Origin of the sequence: Salinispora tropica CNB-440 (assembly GCF_000016425.1) — a bacterium.
GTDB classification, from domain to species: Bacteria; Actinomycetota; Actinomycetes; order Mycobacteriales; family Micromonosporaceae; genus Micromonospora; species Micromonospora tropica.
In genome coordinates this window covers 2,229,645-2,247,030 of record NC_009380.1, presented here as the reverse complement: position 1 = coordinate 2,247,030, position 17,386 = coordinate 2,229,645, and the positions used below count along the sequence as shown (strand labels likewise).

The following is a 17,386-nucleotide window of genomic DNA, read 5'->3' as shown; positions in this document are numbered from 1 at the left end:
TGAGTTCCGCGATACCCGTAGCTCAGGCTTCAGGCCGCGTCATGCGGGCTGCCGGGCTACTCCGTGTTGGAAGCGTTTCACTACGCGTCTTGCAGAGATAGGTGGTTAAGAATGGTGTTCGTTCTGTTAGTGGTTTTTGTCGGGAGTAGGCAATGATGCAGGGACTCTGCCCGTGGGTAGTCCGTGGCGCTGGAGCATGCGGGGTGGTGCGCGTCCTCGCTGGGTGGCTCTTTCTCGCGTTGGCGGTGACGGTCACGCAGGCACTCGGCACATGGCCCGCGATCGCGCAGTCCGGGCTGTCGTCGTCTGTCGTCGTGTCGGACACCGTCCTCGCCTGGGGCGACAACTTCTCCGGCCAGTTGGGCGACGGGACCACCACCGCCCGCAGCACACCTGTGACGGTCGGCCTACCCGCAGGCACCACGATCACCGCCCTCGCCGCCGGCGGCTCCCATAGTCTGGCGCTCACCGACACTGGCGTCGTCCTCGCCTGGGGTAGCAACTCGCGTGGCCAGTTGGGCGACGGGACCACCACCGACCGCAGCACACCTGTGACGGTCGGCCTACCCGCAGGCACCACGATCACCGCCCTCGCCGCCGGCCGCCGCCATAGTCTGGCGCTCACCGACACTGGCGCCGTCCTCGCCTGGGGTAGCAACTCGAATGGCCAGTTAGGCGACGGGACCACCACCGCCCGCAGCACACCTGTGACGGTCGGCCTACCCGCAGGCACCACGATCACCGCCCTCGCCGCCAGCACCTACAGTCTGGCGCTCACCGACACTGGCGCCGCCCTCGCCTGGGGTAGCAACTCGCGTGGCCAGTTGGGCGACGGGACCACCACCGACCGCAGCACACCTGTGACGGTCAGCCTACCCGCAGGCACCACAATCACCGCCCTCGCCGCCAGCTACGACCACAGTCTGGCGCTCACCGACACTGGCGCCGTCCTCGCCTGGGGTAGCAACTCGAATGGCCAGTTAGGCGACGGGACCACCACCAACCGCAGCACACCTGTGACGGTCGGCCTACCCGCAGGCACCACGATCACCGCCCTCGCCGCCGGCCGCTCCCATACTTTGGTGCTCACCTCCGCTGGCGCCGTCCTCGCCTGGGGTAGCAACTCGAATGGCCAGTTAGGCGACGGGACCACCACCGACCGCAGCACACCTGTGACGGTCGGCCTACCCGCAGGCACCACGATCACCGCCCTCGCCGCCGGCTACTACCACAGCCTGGCGCTCACCGACACTGGCGCCGTCCTCGCCTGGGGTGGCAACTCGTATGGCCAGTTGGGCGACGGGACCACCACCGACCGCAGCACACCTGTGACGGTCGGCCTACCCGCAGGCACCACGATCACCGTACTCGTCAGCATGGACAACCACGGCATGGCCCTGGTCGCACCACCAACGTCCACCACCACATTGCAGGTCACACCGGCAAACCCGGCAGCGGATCAGGATGTCACCCTCACCGCCACGGTCACCTGCACCACCGACACCCCCACCGGAACCATCACCTTCCGCACCGGCACCACCACCCTCGCCGTCGTACCCCTCACCACCAACGCCACCCACACCACCACACTGCCCGCAGGCACCCACACCCTCACCGCCAACTACACCAGCACCAACACCTGCCCCAACAGCCAATCCCCACCCATCAGCATCACCATCGCCCCACCACCCGACGAGCCCGACCTGCCCATCACCGGCCCCAACCTGCCCACGACCATCGGCGCCGCCACCCTGCTCACCCTCACCGGCGCCACCCTCATCCACCTCACTCACCGACGCCGACCAACCAACCCGTGAGGACCAACGTCGAGGGGCGATCTTGGTGCGGGTGCCCTAGAAACGAGGGCTTCCGGACGGGCCGTCGCAGGTCGTGCGCCGCCACCACCGTGGTCATGGATGTCCTCGCCGGCCGGCTCCTACCCGCCATCACCACCCAGATCACTGGTTTGACCACTGTGCTGGGCTGCGTATCCGAGACCGTGGACCACCTCGCTGCCGCTGCCGGCGGCACCAGCGCCCCTCGACAAGAGCTTCTGACGTATCGCCACAGCCATCGCCGCGCGCCCACCCAGACCTGTCGGCCGCCGAACCGGTTGTCGGGACCGATCCCGACGACCGTGCAACGAATCCGTACGCCCGTCCCGACACCCCCGTCTGGCGAGGCCCCAGGCCAGAGCCCCGAACCGCAGGGCGGTGGGGCACCATCGGACGCTGTTGGCACTAAGTAGGTTCCACTCCCCATTGATGAGTCAGCCGCTGTTCGGTGATGCCCTATACACGCCCATGAACACTTTATGAGGCGTGTAGGGGTGAATGTGAAACTGTTGGATTGTCATCACCGGTGCCCGGTTGATGCCCGTGTGGGGTGCGGTGGTGGTGGAATCTCGGCGGGCGTCGGGGCGTTACACCCTGCGTACGGCCGAGGAAGCGCCCCGCTCCGGCGGGTGTCGCCTGTGCGTGTGCCCCGGGAATGATGGGGGCCGGCCGGTCGTTACATCTGGACCCGGCGTCGTGTGAGCCCGTCCAGGGCCGCGGTCGTCTGAGGATCTTCTTTCGTTTGTTCTGTTGAGCGCCGGACGGTGCTTGCACCCCGCTCCCGACCCCCTTTTCGGGATGTGTGTGGGTGTCGACCCCCGAATGGAGCACACCTGATGAACACGATTCTGCGTCGTAGCGTCCTTGGTGTTGCTGGTCTGGCCCTGTCCACCGGTGTCGTCGCCGGTCCCCTGGCCACCTACACCGACAGTGCCCCGGCTTCGGCTTCGGCCGCGGCGGTGCAGGTCGCGAAGCCGGACCTGGACACCCTGATCCCGCACGGCACCCAGGGCGAGCAGTCACGGATCAGCCTGGGTGACGAGCAGGTGTCGAACGTCAAGGCCATCATTGAGGCCACGAAGGCCGCCGGGATGGACGAGCGGGCCGCCGTCGTGGCGATCGCGACCAGTTTGCAGGAGTCGAAGCTGGAGAACCTGGGTCACCTGGGTGACCGCAACGACCACGACTCGCAGGGCCTGTTCCAGCAGCGCCCGTCCTCCGGCTGGGGCACGGTGGAGCAGATCACCGACCCCGCCTACTCCACCACCGCGTTCCTGGACGGTCTGAAGCAGGTTGAGGGTTGGCAGGAGATGCCGTTGACCGAGGCCGCCCAGACGGTGCAGGTGTCGGCGTACCCGTTCCACTACGCCCAGTGGGAGACCCAGGCCGCCGACCTCGTGGCCGAGCACTGGACCAGCTGACCCCACCACATAGACCTAACCCTCCAAGGGGGAAAGAGACTGTTGGCCGGCACCCGGTTCGGGTGCCGGCCAACAGTGCGTTTGACAGGGGGTCCGATCCGGCTCTTCCTGCGGTAGCACTCGCTATCCACACCATGTGGATAGAACATGTGTACGACCACGATCCGCCAGTCCGCCCACCCGCGTAGTGCACTGCACTGTTGATGTGACGTTCATATGGACCCGTGGAACGCTGAAGTGGCTGACCCGGCTGGGCCTCGAGCCGTCCGAGGTGCAGCAGATGCAGCAGGACGGCGACGGTGACCCCGACAGGGCTACACCTCAGCCGGGAGGTCCTGACCATGTGGGGACGGACGCACCCGCACTGGCCGAGCTTTCCTAGTAGCGCTGTGGCCGAACAGGGCTCAATGAACCCTCACATCACCGCCGCACGGGAACTGACATGCTTGCCGTACCGGACCGACCTACCTCCCTCGCCGACGCCGTACGAGCCCTGTCCACCCTGCCCCTAGCCACAACCAAGACCGAGCAGCCTGACCAGGGTCGCGATCGGGGAGTATCTGACACCAAAGGGCCGAGGATGGGTACCGTCAGTAGCTCGCCGAGCATTCAGGTCCGCCACGCACATTCTTACTAGCGACCCCTTCCGGGGTGGGCAGACCGCCGCATCGAGCAGACCCAGTAGCCGCTGGGCCTGCTCGGCGGTGATCAGTAGACCTCGATGCCGACCGCGAAACCGTCCGGGTCCCAGGCGTTGGAGTCGTACGCCCATGGGCTGACGCCCCCGCCGTCGGCCGCCCATGGCGTGAACTGACGCGTGCCGCCTTGGTCGGCGCTGCCCTGGTCGACCGCTTTGATACTTAGCCGGAAGTCGTAGAACACGACGCCGGCCGGCATGTTACGGGTCTCCAGGCAGACCTTGACCTGGTCGGGGTCGAACCCGTTGGTGTCGAAGGCGAACGGGCTCACGCCGCCGCCCTCGCCGGCCCACGGCGACCACTGGAGGACACCGGTCTGGCTGCCGTTGCGGTCGGTGGCCTGAACGCCGATCCGGAAGTCGCGTGTCAGCGGTGTGAAGCGCGGCGGCGGCTCCAGGAAAAGCCGGGCACCGTCCGGGTCGAACGTGTTGGTGTCTCCGGCGAATGGTGAGCATCCGCCGCCGAAGTTGGAGTACGGGGTGTACTCGGCATCCCCGATCTGGCTGCCGTTGTCGATCATCTGGATGCCGACACGGAAGTTGGACAGTTCGGCGGTGACACTCGACCTCGCGAGCGCCGGTGTGGCCGTGCCGGCGATCGCGAGGACGCCAGCCGTGACGGCTGCGGCGAGCCCTGCGGTGATCCTGGGCATGTGCTGTTCCTCCTCGTGGCGGCGTCATCGCGGCGGCGACGCCGGGTTCGTGGTGCTACAGGGGTTGGACTCTCCCCCGAAGCCTAAAAATGCTTTGTTAGCACGCGATGAATAAATAAGCCTCGATCAGAAGATCGAGGCGACCCGTACCGTCCGGCGCCAACTACCGGCAAAGACTCAGCGCCGTAGATCTCCGAAGGTCACAGCCAACGCGTCGACCGGTGGGGGCAGCAGCCGCGGCAGCCTCGTCATCGCCGGCCAACGCATCCACCCCGGCATCGCCCACGCCGGGCGCATCGTCACCGTCGAAGCCGCTGACACCACCGTCCGCATCTACGACGGCGACCAGCTCCTCACCGAAGTTCCCCGCACCACCACCAAGCCCATCGCCCGATTCAAAGCCCGAAAGCCCGACCACCTCGAGTTCCCCGCGAGCCACGACCACCGACGAGCCAGGGCACGATTCGACCAACTGACCCAGCGACTCGACCGTGACTTCAACTGCCAGACGGACGTCGACCGACACGTACACCACCCGCATCCGCAGGGTCCTCGACGGCCTCGGCTACACCCTCATTCCCGAAGACCCCCTCTGGCAGCGCTACGACGGGACCTGCGGACCCGGCATCTCTACGTGGTGGGTCCGCTACTTCGACTACCTTTGATCCCAACCGAAGAGCAGTCCTCATGATCGTCTAGCCAGACGTATCACGGATCAGCTGACAACGATCCGAAACGCATCAAATGAAACCCGACAACACTTCAGTCGTAGGTGTCCCGTCACGGGACATGCTTGACACTCGCGTCCTACCACATGCTTTCCACCTACGGCTAACCTCGCTCCGTGAGTTTCGGTAGCGACGCGCGCAAGGTCCGCAACAGGTTGCTGCCGTACGGCCGGAGAGTGTCCGCCCTGCGGTCCTGCGTTCAGCGTTACCGCCCGATCGGATTCCACGCGACGTTGGGCTTCGTCGAGGAGATGGCTGGGCCATACCAGCAGGACAAGGACCCTCTCCTGAGTGCGATTGACACACTAAGGGACGTCTCGAAACTGGGTGAAGGCATTACCCGAAACCGGACTGGCGGTCAGCCGGCGAGGATGATGTTGTGGAGGTTGGCGATGCCGTAAGCAACGTCGACCAATGTGTGCGCGACGCGGCGATAGCCCAACGATCAACATCTACGTCCGTCACAATCGGACCAACGAACGCGAATCGTACTCGATTCGTCTACTGCCGTTGCAGTTTAGCCCTGACGGCATTGAGGTCCTCGCTGAACTGTTGGACAACATGCTGCCAGCACCGAGGGCCGCCGACGTCAGCCGGCGAGCCCCTGTTTCAGTGCAGCGCCGATCCTCACCGCACGGCGGGCGGTGAGGGCCGCCGCGCCGAGCGCGGTGCTGTCCGGAGCGACCTCCGCATTGTTGCTGGTGTGCGAGGCGCCGTACGGGTTGCCGGCGACAAACTGGCTGGGGTCGGTGTAGCCAGGGGTCACCACGATCCCACCCCAGTGGTAGAAAACCGAGAAGAGGGACGTCAGCGTCGTCTCCTGTCCTCCGTGCAGGGTGGCGGTGGAGGTAAAGGCGGAGTAAACCTTGTCAGCTAGCGCACCACGGGTCCAGAGCGGCCCGGTGGTGTCGATGAACTGCTTGAGCTGAGCGGCGACCAAGCCGTAGCGGGTGGGCGAACCAAAGATCACCACATCCGCCCAGGTGAGGTCGTCGGGCTCGGCCTCCGGCACGTCCTGGGTCTGGCGTCGGTGGGCCTGCCAAGCCGAATTCGATCGAATCGCCTCGTCCGGTGCCAGCTCACGAACCTTGCGCAGCCGTACCTCGGCGCCGGTGTCGCCGGCGGCTTCACACACCGCCTGAGCCAGCTGATACGTGATGCCCGTTGAGCTGTAGTAGATCACCGCGACCTTGGTCTGGGCAGCCATCGGATGTCTTCCTCCTCGCCTTCGGGGTTGGTCCCGGCGCGCGGACACGGGCGTTTGCCGAGCCCGGCTACCCCATAGTTGCAGCGGCAAACGGCGGGCCAGACTCCGGAGGACATTCGCCCTTCACGTCCCCGAGGCCACCGCCGACCGGGATGATGACGCCAGAGACATAGCCGGCAGCAATCAGAAGCTGAACGGGCGGCCGGTGATGGCCGACGGCTTTGGTCTGTCAAAGGTGAAGATGAAAGTCGCAACGGGTGAGCTGCGATGGGACGGTCAGCTTGGGAATCGGCGCGATTGCGATGGCGAGTGGTCGTGCCACCTGGCTACCAAGCACGGAGAAACCAGTCGATGTCCTGCGACAGGACCGCTGTTGACCCCTGCTGATCGCTCCATCGGGCACGGATCGGGCATGGCGGCGCGTGGACCGCACCCCCTCACCCCTGTTTTCCAAAGGAGGCTACACACAGTTGATGCTTGCTGATCAATGCAGACGACTGGTGCTTTGGTCCGGGACTTTGCTGTCCCGGACCAACGGTTGACGGCTGTTGTCGCGCGTCGCGCTGACTTCCTGCTGACTGACGACCGTCAGCCCCGCCGGTACTCACCCCGGGTCGGCGAGTGGTGCTCGGCTCGGCTCGACGGGCACCCTCGTCCAGCCCCGCTCGCCTCGCCCGGTACGATCGCGAACTCGTTCTCACTGCGGGTGGCGCCAAAGATCCGCGTGCGACCGCCCCGGCACTTCTCATGCTGAGAGTAGGTTTCGTCAATGGCATGCCGTATCGGTGAGCTCGTGCTCAAGTGCCGCGACCCGGAGGTGCTGGCGCGGTTCTGGTGCGAGGTCCTGGACTTCGTAGAGCTCGATCGCGAAGCGAAGATCTACATCGAGATAGGCCCGCGCGAAGGGTTCGGCGGGCAGCCGACGATCTTCCTCATCCGCAACGACGAGCCGAAGAACGGGCATGCCCGGCTGCACATCGACGTCAATCCCACCGACCGCGATCAGGACGCCGAGCTCGAGCGCCTCCTGGCCGCCGGGGCCAAACTCGTCGACATCGGTCAGCCTGCGAATGCGTCCTGGCACGTCCTCGCCGATCCAGAAGGCAACGAGTTCTGCCTGCTCAAGCACCGCCTTGACCCACTCTGACGGCCCTCGCCCAAACGATCGACGCAGCCGCCACCCCGCAGCCGCCGACAACATCTGGCGACCCCATCAATAGCTGAGGTGCCGGGTGGACGCTCGCCCCGCCCCGTGTCGCATGCGTGTTGGTGAGGCATATGCCCAGCCAGCAGAACCTCGCCGTCCCATCGCCGTCGACCCGCCCCTTGTGGGAGCAGGCCGCCGTCGGGGCCGCCACGTCAAGGGGCGGCCTTGGCGCACGGACGGACGCTGGCGGTCTCGGCGGCGGCCTGCTCGACTCACCCCGGGTCTTCGGCAGCGGGATGGCGCTCCCGTAACCACCCACGGACCGCGACCCGCCGACGGATCACCGGCCATCCTGGAGCCGGAGCGCCCACGCCCGGAGGCGCACTGGCCGCAACCCCGCGACCGCCGGCAGTTCGCCGACGGGGCTGGCGTGCGCTCCCTTACGCCGCGTGGGCATGTGGCCGCGCGGCCAGGCCGGCTGCCGGCCACCCCTCACCCGTCAACGGTCTGTCGTTCTGCGGCGGCCCCCGGGCTTCCCGCTGTCCGCGCCAGCTGCCGGGCGTCAGGCGTGACGGCCGCAGAGCGACAGCGGCCGGCGTGTGCCCAGGCGGCGGCGAGTGCGGCCCGTTGCGGGCCGCCTTGAAAGATCGATCAAATGCCAGAGCACCGGATACGGCCTCAGAAGACGATTAGACTTACCCCAGATCCCAACATCGGCCCCATCCTGATCGACCCCTATCCAACCGCCTCCATTCGTCTCCGCTCGCAAGGCATCAGCATGCAACCACAGCCATACGACACCACGACCCGCCCGACGCAAAACCGCTCCCAAGGCGGATAAACACGCAGGTCGCAAAGTGTCCTCCCCACACACGTGGGGGTGCTCCGTGGGCGTTGCTCGCCCATGGGGACATTAGCCAGTCCTCCCCACACACGTGGGGGTGCTCCGTCACCGTCGAACCCGGTGACAGCCGCGGCGCGGTCCTCCCCACACACGTGGGGGTGCTCCGTCACCGTCGAACCCGGTGACAGCCGCGGCGCGGTCCTCCCCACGCACGTGGGGGTGCTCCGGCGTGCGACGGCTGCCCGGTGAAGGCCGAGGCGTCCTCCCCACGCACGTGGGGGTGCTCCCATGGCGGACACCGCCGTGGCGGTGCTACGTGCGTCCTCCCCACACACGTGGGGGTGCTCCGCTGGGTGTAGTGGTCGCTCGTCATCGGGCCACGTCCTCCCCACGCACGTGGGGGTGCTCCGGCGTGCGACGGCTGCCCGGTGAAGGCCGAGGCGTCCTCCCCATGCACGTGGGGGTGCTCCGCCGGGGACGGTGATCGGTGTCCGGTCGGCACAGTCCTCCCCACGCACGTGGGGGTGCCGTGGTCATGGATGTCTTCGCCGGCCGGGCTCCTACCCACCACGACCCAGGTCACCGTTATCACCACTGTGCTGGGCTGCGTACCCGAGACCGCGGAACACCTCGCCGCCGCTGCCGGCGGCACCAGCGCCCTCGACGAGAGCTTCTGGGGCATCGCCGAAGCCGTTGACGCGCGCCCACCAGACATGTTTCGTAATCAGTAAGCGCCGGAGGTGGCCGGCCTGGCATAGCCGCACACGTCGTACACCCAGTAGTTCAGATACCTGGCCACGGCCGCGCGGTCGGCAAGGTCCAGCGATAGCCACTCCCGTGCCGCCCGAACCATTTCAGCTGCGGCTTGTTCCGTCTCGTCAGGCTTGAAGCTCTACCCAGTCGGTAAGTGTGCCCCAGATGAGCCACACGAAGCCGGCCGGCTCCACCTCCGTCGACGCATGCGCCGACAACCCATGGATCCCGATCCCCACCTCGTATGGGTCGTCAGTGGCGACAAGCTCCTCGGCCAACGTGGTGACCTGCTGGAGGTAGACCACCTCGGCCTCATCCTGGGTTGGGACTGTCGTGACCCGAGGATCACACACGACTGCAATTCGGACCGGAAAGTTACGAGACGTCGCTTGGTTGCCCCGGGCTGTTTCAGAACGGGGACGACTTGGTTCGGTGGAGTTGAAAGTGCCTGGCCGGAACGGACGCGAACGCAGGGGCCCAACCGCTGTCATCCGAGATGATTCGCAGGGCGTGCGGATCTGCAACGGTCACCGTGAAGACGGCCACTCGCCCGGAGACCGCATCGATGACACCGGATGCACCCACGAAGCCTCCGGTACCACCGGTGATGGCGAACGTTCGGACTCCCTCCAGTGGGTCTAGGCCCATGGCAGTGATCTGGCCGTACGGCGTGTCGAAGATGCCTGCCACGTGCCTCATGGCACTGCCTTGTTCGACATTGACCAAAGTTCCCAGGCTGCTCCAGGTCCCGAATGGCCTACCCGTTCTCATCTCGATCGACGTTCCGTACGCGACCCGTACGTCGCCGACCTTCGGACGGTCGGACGTGGGGGACTCCTGCGTCACGGCGGGCTCGAGGATAAGTTTGATCACCAACGTCCTGTCATAGATGCGGTCCCCGTCGCGTGAGCGCTGCAACTCGTGCCGTTGAGCGGGGTCGGGTACCTGCACCTGGGCCGGGCCCGCCGACGCGGCCGTCGGCGTCATTGTCACGATCATGGCTAGTGCGGCCAACCCACTTCGAGTGACCCAACCACGGAAGTGAGACATGAGTACGCCCCTCTCAAGACCAATGTACGGGAAGATAGCTTTAGTAATATTTTACTGACTATCTTTCATTTTAGGGCGATTTACGGTGACCAGTTGGCGTATACAGCAGTAGACGGGATTTGAAGTACGTCCATGGCTGGCGGCCGCGTCGTCAGGAAGGAGGGCGACGCGCACCCGTCATCGACGGGCCCGTTCTCGGACGGCGGCCGAGGTTGTCCGTCGACCGGCTTCCGGGACTGTCGACGATCGCGCAGTACGCCGACGCTGCCGGCCCGGCGCAGAGCAAGTGGTAGATGTCACCGAGGATGAGATCCACAGCGTGTGTATCCGCTTGACGCGGGCGTGTAGTGTCCCGGGTCGAGTCGACCGCATCCTGAGGGATGCCAGGGAACTCCGGTGAGATTCCGGGACTGGCGCGCAGCGGTGAGGGCGACGGCGACACGATAACGCCACTGGAGAGCGCTTCTCTGGGAAGGCCGTGCCGCCGGTTGACCCCGAGTCCGAAGACCTGTCGGCTCACATGCTCGTCGGTGGACTCTCGCGATCAGGGTCTCCAGACCCGAGAGGCCTCATCATGTCCCGGCGCCGGCTGCCGTTCTGGCCGCTGATGTTCGTGCTTGCCATCGTGTCGGTCTTCAGCGTGATCGCCTCGCTGGCTTTCGGTTCCGAGCGCATTCCGCTCGGAGAGGTAGTCGCGGCGGTCACCGATCGTTTCGCCGGTGAGCCCGCCGGCCGCTGGGATGTCATCATCTGGGAACTGCGCCTGCCCCGCGCGCTGCTGGCACTGGTCGTGGGCGCGGGCCTGGCGATCGCCGGAGCCGGCATGCAGACTCTGGTGCGCAACACCCTGGCCGACCCCTACCTGTTGGGCATCAGCTCGGGCGCCTCGGTGGGTGCCACCGCGGCCCTCACCACCGGCGCGCTCGCTGGGCTCGGCCTCTACGCGGTGTCGACCGGGGCGCTGCTCGGCGCGGTCGGATCCGCGCTGCTGATCTGGCTGATCGCCACCGCGCAGGGCGGCCTGACCCCGATCCGGTTGGTGCTCTCCGGCGTCGTCCTGTCCTCCGGGTTGTCGGCGATCGCCTCGCTGCTGGTCTTTCTCAGCGACAGTGAGCGCGCGGCCAACTCGGTGATGTTCTGGATGCTGGGTAGCGTCGGCGGAGCCACCTGGGAAAAGCTCGGGATACCCGCCGCGTTCGTCGTCGTCCTTGCAGCTGGCTTGCTGGCCGTGCATAGATGGCTGGACGCGCTGGCAGCCGGGCCAGAGACGGCCGTGGCTCTCGGAATCAACGTTGCCGCGATGCGGTTGGCGCTGTTCGTGTGTCTGTCCGTGGTGGTGGGTGTGCTGGTGGCAGTCAGCGGAGGAGTGGGGTTCGTCGGGCTGATCGTTCCGCACGCGGCCCGGCTGGTCGTGGGCGCCCGGCACCGGGTCGTCCTACCGGTTGCGGCGTTGGCTGGTGCGGTGTTCCTCGTCTGGGTAGACGTACTGGCCCGCGTGGCGGTGCGACCGCAGGAGATACCCCTGGGCGTGGTGACCGGCGTGCTCGGGGCGCCCCTGTTCCTGCTGCTCATGGGTCGAGGCGCCTACCGGTTTGGTGGTGACCGATGACCCCCGCCCTGCGCCTGCATGGCGTCTCCGCCAAGCTGGGTGACCACACCGTGCTGCGTGACGTGGACCTCGACGTCGCCGATGGCGGCCGGCTCGGCATCGTCGGGGTGAACGGTGCCGGGAAGACGACGCTGCTGCGGGTGCTTGCCGGAGTGCTGCACCCGAGCTCCGGAACCGCGCTGATCGCCGACGGACGGGGCGGGCTGGTCGATCTGCGGCGCCTCCCGAGCCGGGAGCGAGCCCGGCGGCTCGCCTACGTGCCCCAGGAAGACGTGACAACCTCCGAGCTGCGGGTCGGTGAGATGGTTGCCCTCGGCCGGGTGCCACAGAGCCGTCCCTGGGCACGCGGTGGCCGCACCGAGCACAACCTGGTACTCGGCGCCCTCGACGCCGTCGGACTGGGCGACCGGATCGACACCGTCGTCGACCAGCTATCCGGCGGCGAGCGGCGCCGGGCAGTCCTGGCACGCGGCCTGGCCCAGCAATGCCCGGTAGTGCTGCTCGACGAGCCGACCAACCACCTCGACGTCGCCTGGCAGCTCGAACTACTCGAGGTCTTCGCCACACGCGCCCGGACGCTGGTGGCCACCGTGCACGACCTCGATCTCGCCCTGCGCTTCTTCGACCGGCTGGCCCTCGTCGGCTGGCGCGAGGGCAGCGACCCGACCTCGGAACCGGCGGGCATCGTCGCCGTCGGCCCGCCCGCCGAGGTACTCGGCGCCCACCACGTCGACACGCACTTCGGCGTCGGCTCCGTTCAGGTGCTCCACCCCGGCCTTCCACAGCACCATCTGCTCATCCACCCCCGAGAGGACACCGCACCAGCATGACTGCCTCTTCGCCCGGCCGTACCCGTGTCACCGCTCTTGTTCTCGGCCTGTCCACCCTCACCGCGTGCGCCTCCGGAGAGGCCGGATCGAGCGCGGCCACCGGCGCCATCACTGTCCAAAACTGCGGGCAGGAACTGAGTGTCGACAAGCCCATCAGCCAGCTGTACGCGCACGACGGCGGCATCATCTCGATCGTGCTGTCCGTCGGCGCACGCGATCAACTGATCGCCGTCACCGGAATGGACCAGGACCGGGACGTGCTTGAGCTCGCCTATCCCGAGGCCCGGATCGATCAGCTGAAGGAGGTCGGGGGCGAGTACCCCACCCTGGAGAACGTTTTGGCGGTCAAGCCGGAGATGATGTTCGCCGGCTACGGATACGGATTCAGCAAGTCCCGTAACCTGATGCCGGAGGACCTGTCAAACCGCGGCATCAAGACCTACCTCCTCAGCGAGACCTGCAAGCAGGAAAGCGGCGCTCGCGGCACGATGGACGCGTGGACCGCGCTCACCACCGACCTGCGCAACATCGGCACGCTGACCGGCCACCGCGAGAACGCGGACGCTGTCGTCGCCGACATCGAGAAGCGGCTGGCATCACTGGCGGCGGCCCCCGCGAGTGGCGAGAAGCCGACCGTGTTCCTCTTCGACTCCGGGACCGATGCCATTTTCACCTCCGGTTCGTACGGTGGCCCGCAAGCCGTCTTCGACGCCGCAGGGGTCGCCAACGCCACCGCCGACGTGAAGGACACCTGGACAGAGGTGGGTTGGGAGCGGCTCGCCGCATCAAATCCGGACGTCATCTTCTTCGTCGACTACCCGGGACAGTCGTACCAGCAGAAAGTCGACATATTGAAAGCCAACCCAGCATCCCGCAACCTCGAGGCCGTCAAGAAGGGACGTTTCGTCAACCTGCCGTACGCCATGTGGGTCTCCGGCCCTCTCAACATCGATGCGGCCGAATGGGTCCGTGAAGCGGTGGAGCACTTCGGCGTCGCCCCGACGTCATCGATCTCCCCGACGCTCGACGTCCGGCAGCTCAGCGAGCTGCCCGGCAACGACTGGCTCAAGTGACCCCGCAGCTTGGTTCCGGCGCGGGGAGCATACGCACCCGCACCGGCCACCGTATTTATCAGTCTTGAGAGGTAACGTGGGCTGCACAGTGACCGTGTGCCGGGACTGCTGCTGCGGCAGCCGGCCAAAACATCCACAGGTCGACCATGATGCACAGCTGGACCGGGTCCGTTCGGCCCTGGGCCGGGACCATCGGGTACGCACCAGCGACTGCCTGGACGTCTGCGCCCAGTCCAACGTCTTCGTGGTTAACCCGGCGCCGGCCGCCCGAAGGGCCGGCGCCCGCCCGGTATGGTTCGGCCTGGTCCTCGACGACGCGGTGCTCACCGACCTCATCGAGTGGATCCAGGCGGGTGGGCCCGGAAAAGCCAAGCTGCCGAGTGTTCTCGAGTTGTCGGTCATCGCCGCCCCGGATGCCTCAGCTCCTTGATGATGCCGTCAGCTCCTTGGTTCGGAACCCGGACCGGCGTGATCGGGAGCGAGCCGTCGATCCGTGCCCGATCCTCGCCGGCGCCGTCACTGCGGTCGTCGGCTTGACCGGGTCAATGAACCCACCTCGTCCACGGCTACGCCCACGTAGGCAACCTCCTCCGCACCCCGGATGGCAATGTCGCTATCGGCGACTTCGACCCCACCCACACAGGCCTCTGGCAGGTCGATCTCGTCGCCGTGCCCGTCGGCGAGACCCGCTTCGGTCGGCACGGTGCCCATCGCCGCCTGGCCACGCCTACGGGCTACGGCTACGGCTACGGCTACGGCTACGGCTACGACGTGACCCAAGACCCTGACTGGCCCACCCTGCGAGAAGCACGTGAACGCAAAATGATCTGTGCCGCCGTACCACTTCTGCCGTGAAGCCCGACATCGCCGGGCGGCCGGGGTCGTCCTCCGGTTGACCGGCTACACCGGGTTTGCATGATGAGTTACACCAGGAGGTAGGTTCCGCCGCCGGCGGCGGGCCGGACATGCTGCCGTGGTGCGTCAGCAGGGCGGCAACACGAAGAACCGGTACTTGGTTTGTCACGACTACGGCATGGGTGGCTTGTGGTGGTGGGTTTGGGCACGGTCGCCAGAGGAAATTCTCGACACCGTCGCTGAGGTGGAGATCGTCACCGATGACGCCGCCGTGCAGCGGGTGACCTCGTGGAGACTTGACGAGGTTCACCTTGATGCTCTGCCCGACGGTCCACTGGCCGGCCTTCGTGATCAACGGTCGGCCCATCGTGACCTCCCTGGCTACGGCGTACTGGCCGACCACAGCTTGGTGTATCTCCGTGACGCCTCCCCTGAGTACGACGGCACGGCGTACCTCGCTGAGCTGGGACCAGACGGCCGCCGCCTTCGCCAAATCGAGCAGCGCCCCGACGGTGACACCCTCCGAACCGAGGATTGGCCTTTCAACCCACCCATCGACCTACGCGATCCGCAGTATGCCCCGATGGAGATCAGCGCGGAGGCTTTTGAAGACGCCTGGCGACGCGCGCGACCAGACCCGGACGCCTACTAGCGAGCTGCCGTCGCTCCCGTCTCGGCAGAGAGATCGTACAACCGGACAGGTCACCCAACATCTGACGCCATCCGTCACGCGTCAAGTGGAGCCCGACATCGCCGTGCGGCCGGCTGTCCTGTCACGGGACTTGCTTGACACTCACGTCCGTACCACATGCCTTCCGCCTGCGATTAGTCTCGCTCCGTGAGTTTCGGTAACTACGCGCGCAAGGTCCGCAACAGGTCGCTGCCGTACGGCCGGAGAGTGTCCGCCCTGCGGTCCTGCGTTCAGCTCTACCGGCCGATCGGATTCCACGCGACGTTGGGCTTCCTCGAGGAGATGGCTGGGCCATACGAGCAGGACGAGGACTCTCTCCTGAGGGCGCTTGACGCACTAGCGGCGAGTCGAGCTGGGTGGCATGCCGAAATGCTGGGCTACGCCCGCAGGCGTCGACAGGCCAAGCAACACGGGCGACGGGTGCCTCCCGTTGACGAGCTGAACCCGAATGGCTATCCGCGGATTTGGTACGGCGCAGCCAGCCCGGCAGCCCTCTACGCACTGGGGCGTTGGAGTGACGACCGTCTTCTCGCCTTGACAGCGTCATCCGACGACACCGCCACCACCGTCGAGAAGCTCGTCGCCGCCGTGCTGTCGTCAGGCGGGGACCTGACCCCCGAGCAGAGCCAACTCCTGGACGTCACCGTTGCGGAGCTTCAGCGCCGTATCAGGTCCGATCTCTGGCATCACGACCACCGGGCCTGGAACCTGTTGAAGGTCGCCCGGCTGGTGAGATGCGCAAGCGACTACAGATCGTCTGATGTAGGTCCGGCTACCTAGGCCGAGTGTCAGTTCGGCCAGCAACCGGTAGCCGAACTCCGGGTCACCCGGACAGTGATCGACTCGTTCCACGCGGCGCTGCTCTGGCTGAGGGTCATGCTGGTGGCGACGTTCATGACGCCGGTGCCCGGTTCCGCAGCCTGGTTCGCGAGAGCCCCAGCCAGCAGGCCGACGCAGGCGTCGGTCAGCCGAACCGGACCGCGGATCTTCCACGAGCACCTCGGGTAGGTCGGCGGGGAGGTCAGCACCGAGGCGCGCTGGCACGTCGAACAGGCCTACACCTCGGCGAATGCGCTCGCGCTCGCTGTCGGTCTGCTCGCCGCGCTGGTCGCGGCGCTGGCGGCCAGCGCCTACGCGACACGACGGATCGCCAGCCCGGTCACCCACTTCGCACACGCGTCGGCCAGCCTCGCCGACGGACACTACGACGTCCGCATGGCCGACCCCGGCCTCGGCAACGAGCTCAAGACCCTCACCGACTCGTTCAACACCATGGCGGAAGGCCTGGAGACCGTCGAGACGACCCGGCGACGGCTGCTCGCCGACCTCGGTCACGAACTGCGCACCCCGCTCGCCACCATCGAGGCCTACCTCGAAGCGGCCGAGGACGGCATCGCCGTTGACGACAAGGACCTTCAGTCGGTGCTGCAGCCCAGACCGCGCGGCTGCACCGCCTCGCCGACGACATCGCCGCAGTCTCCCGCGCCGAGACACACCAGCTCGACCTACACCCGGTACAGCGAGCCCCAGCGAACCTGGTCCGGGACGCCATGACCGCGGCGCGGCCCCGCTTCGCCGGCAAGGGCGTCACACTGCACAGCGACCTCCCCCCCACCCCACAGGTCAACGTTGATCCGCAGCGGATGGGACAGGTCCTCGGCAACCTCCTGGACAACGCACTACGGCACATGCCCGAGGGCGGAACCGTCACGGTACACGTGATCAGCAGTGCCAGAAGTGTGGAGTTGGCGGTGGCCGACACCGGTCCCGGCATCCCGGCGCAGCACCTCCCACACGTCTTCGAACGCTTCTACCGAGTCGACACGGCCCGGGACCGAGACAACGGCGGGTCAGGGATCGGGCTCGCCATCGTGCGAGCCGTAGTAAGCGCCCGCGGCGGGCGGGTACGGGCCGAGAACATCCCGGACGGTGGCGCGATCGTCCGGGTGGTCCTGCCATCAGCGGGCCAGACGCAGATCTGACCGGACGTCCA

General features: G+C 66.8%; 16 protein-coding genes, 2 pseudogenes, 1 CRISPR repeat array and 1 riboswitch. Of the genes and pseudogenes, 13 read left to right on the top strand and 5 right to left on the bottom strand.

The window, feature by feature from the left end; all coding sequences use genetic code 11:
* Window positions 1-152: 152 nt before the first annotated feature.
* Together STROP_RS09985 and STROP_RS09980 are read left to right on the top strand one after the other, a co-directional pair.
* Window positions 153-1,817 (top strand): RCC1 domain-containing protein, encoded by a 1,665-nt coding sequence (locus STROP_RS09985; protein ID WP_011905864.1) that lies wholly within the window; start codon window positions 153-155, stop codon window positions 1,815-1,817.
* An 854-nt stretch (window positions 1,818-2,671) separates the two neighbouring features.
* Window positions 2,672-3,256 carry a hypothetical protein gene (locus tag STROP_RS09980; protein ID WP_011905862.1) on the top strand — a complete coding sequence of 195 codons (585 nt, stop codon included), beginning with the start codon at window positions 2,672-2,674 and terminating at the stop codon, window positions 3,254-3,256.
* A 708-nt stretch (window positions 3,257-3,964) separates the two neighbouring features.
* Here STROP_RS09980 and STROP_RS09970 read toward each other — a convergent pair.
* The 3 genes from STROP_RS09970 to wrbA all read right to left on the bottom strand — a co-directional run bounded on the left by STROP_RS09970 (window position 3,965) and on the right by wrbA (window position 6,541).
* Window positions 3,965-4,606, bottom strand: a complete 642-nt coding sequence (locus tag STROP_RS09970; protein ID WP_011905861.1) for a hypothetical protein — start codon at window positions 4,604-4,606, stop codon at window positions 3,965-3,967.
* 163 nt (window positions 4,607-4,769) lie between these two features.
* Window positions 4,770-5,147, bottom strand: a complete 378-nt coding sequence (locus STROP_RS09965; protein ID WP_028569118.1) for a hypothetical protein — start codon at window positions 5,145-5,147, stop codon at window positions 4,770-4,772.
* Between the two features lie 776 nt (window positions 5,148-5,923).
* Window positions 5,924-6,541 (bottom strand): NAD(P)H:quinone oxidoreductase, encoded by a 618-nt coding sequence (gene wrbA / locus STROP_RS09955; protein ID WP_011905859.1) that lies wholly within the window; start codon window positions 6,539-6,541, stop codon window positions 5,924-5,926.
* Window positions 6,542-7,310: 769 nt separating this feature from the next.
* On the opposite strand from wrbA, the gene STROP_RS09950 reads away from it, so the two are divergent.
* The 3 genes from STROP_RS09950 to STROP_RS23280 all read left to right on the top strand — a co-directional run bounded on the left by STROP_RS09950 (window position 7,311) and on the right by STROP_RS23280 (window position 9,263).
* Entirely contained in the window at window positions 7,311-7,688 is a 378-nt protein-coding gene (locus STROP_RS09950) for a VOC family protein (RefSeq protein WP_011905858.1), read from the top strand.
* Window positions 7,689-7,819: 131 nt separating this feature from the next.
* Window positions 7,820-7,999 (top strand): hypothetical protein, encoded by a 180-nt coding sequence (locus STROP_RS09945; protein ID WP_148217340.1) that lies wholly within the window; start codon window positions 7,820-7,822, stop codon window positions 7,997-7,999.
* 548 nt (window positions 8,000-8,547) lie between these two features.
* Window positions 8,548-9,063: direct repeats of the CRISPR family, unit length 28 nt; unit sequence GTCCTCCCCACGCACGTGGGGGTGCTCC.
* Between the two features lie 8 nt (window positions 9,064-9,071).
* Window positions 9,072-9,263, top strand: a complete 192-nt coding sequence (locus tag STROP_RS23280; RefSeq protein WP_018831833.1) for a hypothetical protein — start codon at window positions 9,072-9,074, stop codon at window positions 9,261-9,263.
* Between the two features lie 147 nt (window positions 9,264-9,410).
* Here STROP_RS23280 and STROP_RS25645 read toward each other — a convergent pair whose 3' ends face one another.
* Window positions 9,411-9,638, bottom strand: a complete 228-nt coding sequence (locus STROP_RS25645) for a hypothetical protein (protein ID WP_238380290.1) — start codon at window positions 9,636-9,638, stop codon at window positions 9,411-9,413.
* 55 nt (window positions 9,639-9,693) lie between these two features.
* A complete protein-coding gene (locus STROP_RS09930; RefSeq protein ID WP_011905856.1) occupies window positions 9,694-10,335 on the bottom strand; it encodes a hypothetical protein in 642 nt (213 codons plus the stop codon).
* A 346-nt stretch (window positions 10,336-10,681) separates the two neighbouring features.
* A riboswitch (cobalamin riboswitch) is annotated at window positions 10,682-10,865 on the top strand.
* Between the two features lie 44 nt (window positions 10,866-10,909).
* On the opposite strand from STROP_RS09930, the gene STROP_RS09925 reads away from it, so the two are divergent.
* The 8 genes and pseudogenes from STROP_RS09925 (at window position 10,910) to STROP_RS09890 (ending at window position 17,375) form a co-directional block, all read left to right on the top strand.
* A complete protein-coding gene (locus tag STROP_RS09925) occupies window positions 10,910-11,944 on the top strand; it encodes a FecCD family ABC transporter permease (RefSeq protein ID WP_043535315.1) in 1,035 nt (344 codons plus the stop codon).
* Window positions 11,941-12,774 (top strand): ABC transporter ATP-binding protein, encoded by an 834-nt coding sequence (locus STROP_RS09920; protein WP_011905854.1) that lies wholly within the window; start codon window positions 11,941-11,943, stop codon window positions 12,772-12,774. Before STROP_RS09925 ends, STROP_RS09920 begins: the two co-directional genes overlap by 4 nt.
* Entirely contained in the window at window positions 12,771-13,847 is a 1,077-nt protein-coding gene (locus tag STROP_RS09915) for an ABC transporter substrate-binding protein (RefSeq protein ID WP_011905853.1), read from the top strand. Before STROP_RS09920 ends, STROP_RS09915 begins: the two co-directional genes overlap by 4 nt.
* A gap of 88 nt (window positions 13,848-13,935) precedes the next feature.
* Window positions 13,936-14,277: a hypothetical protein gene (locus tag STROP_RS09910; RefSeq protein ID WP_018831838.1), complete on the top strand. Its 342-nt coding sequence runs from the start codon at window positions 13,936-13,938 to the stop codon at window positions 14,275-14,277.
* A 125-nt stretch (window positions 14,278-14,402) separates the two neighbouring features.
* A pseudogene (locus tag STROP_RS23940) lies at window positions 14,403-14,696 on the top strand (hypothetical protein); the annotation flags it as partial.
* A 250-nt stretch (window positions 14,697-14,946) separates the two neighbouring features.
* Window positions 14,947-15,354, top strand: a complete 408-nt coding sequence (locus tag STROP_RS09900; RefSeq protein ID WP_230582437.1) for a hypothetical protein — start codon at window positions 14,947-14,949, stop codon at window positions 15,352-15,354.
* Between the two features lie 186 nt (window positions 15,355-15,540).
* Window positions 15,541-16,173 carry a hypothetical protein gene (locus STROP_RS09895; protein ID WP_011905852.1) on the top strand — a complete coding sequence of 211 codons (633 nt, stop codon included), beginning with the start codon at window positions 15,541-15,543 and terminating at the stop codon, window positions 16,171-16,173.
* Between the two features lie 96 nt (window positions 16,174-16,269).
* A pseudogene (locus STROP_RS09890) lies at window positions 16,270-17,375 on the top strand (HAMP domain-containing sensor histidine kinase).
* Window positions 17,376-17,386: the final 11 nt, after the last annotated feature.

What these genes read in the sequence shown, in the direction of transcription:
- STROP_RS09985 (WP_011905864.1), top strand. Translation starts at nt 153, where the DNA reads ATGATGCAGGGACTCTGCCCGTGGGTAGTCCGTGGCGCTGGAGCATGC.
- STROP_RS09980 (WP_011905862.1), top strand. Translation starts at nt 2,672, where the DNA reads ATGAACACGATTCTGCGTCGTAGCGTCCTTGGTGTTGCTGGTCTGGCC.
- STROP_RS09970 (WP_011905861.1), bottom strand. Translation starts at nt 4,606, where the DNA reads ATGCCCAGGATCACCGCAGGGCTCGCCGCAGCCGTCACGGCTGGCGTC.
- STROP_RS09965 (WP_028569118.1), bottom strand. Translation starts at nt 5,147, where the DNA reads ATGCGGGTGGTGTACGTGTCGGTCGACGTCCGTCTGGCAGTTGAAGTC.
- wrbA (WP_011905859.1), bottom strand. Translation starts at nt 6,541, where the DNA reads ATGGCTGCCCAGACCAAGGTCGCGGTGATCTACTACAGCTCAACGGGC.
- STROP_RS09950 (WP_011905858.1), top strand. Translation starts at nt 7,311, where the DNA reads ATGGCATGCCGTATCGGTGAGCTCGTGCTCAAGTGCCGCGACCCGGAG.
- STROP_RS09945 (WP_148217340.1), top strand. Translation starts at nt 7,820, where the DNA reads ATGCCCAGCCAGCAGAACCTCGCCGTCCCATCGCCGTCGACCCGCCCC.
- STROP_RS23280 (WP_018831833.1), top strand. Translation starts at nt 9,072, where the DNA reads ATGTCTTCGCCGGCCGGGCTCCTACCCACCACGACCCAGGTCACCGTT.
- STROP_RS09930 (WP_011905856.1), bottom strand. Translation starts at nt 10,335, where the DNA reads ATGTCTCACTTCCGTGGTTGGGTCACTCGAAGTGGGTTGGCCGCACTA.
- STROP_RS09925 (WP_043535315.1), top strand. Translation starts at nt 10,910, where the DNA reads ATGTCCCGGCGCCGGCTGCCGTTCTGGCCGCTGATGTTCGTGCTTGCC.
- STROP_RS09920 (WP_011905854.1), top strand. Translation starts at nt 11,941, where the DNA reads ATGACCCCCGCCCTGCGCCTGCATGGCGTCTCCGCCAAGCTGGGTGAC.
- STROP_RS09915 (WP_011905853.1), top strand. Translation starts at nt 12,771, where the DNA reads ATGACTGCCTCTTCGCCCGGCCGTACCCGTGTCACCGCTCTTGTTCTC.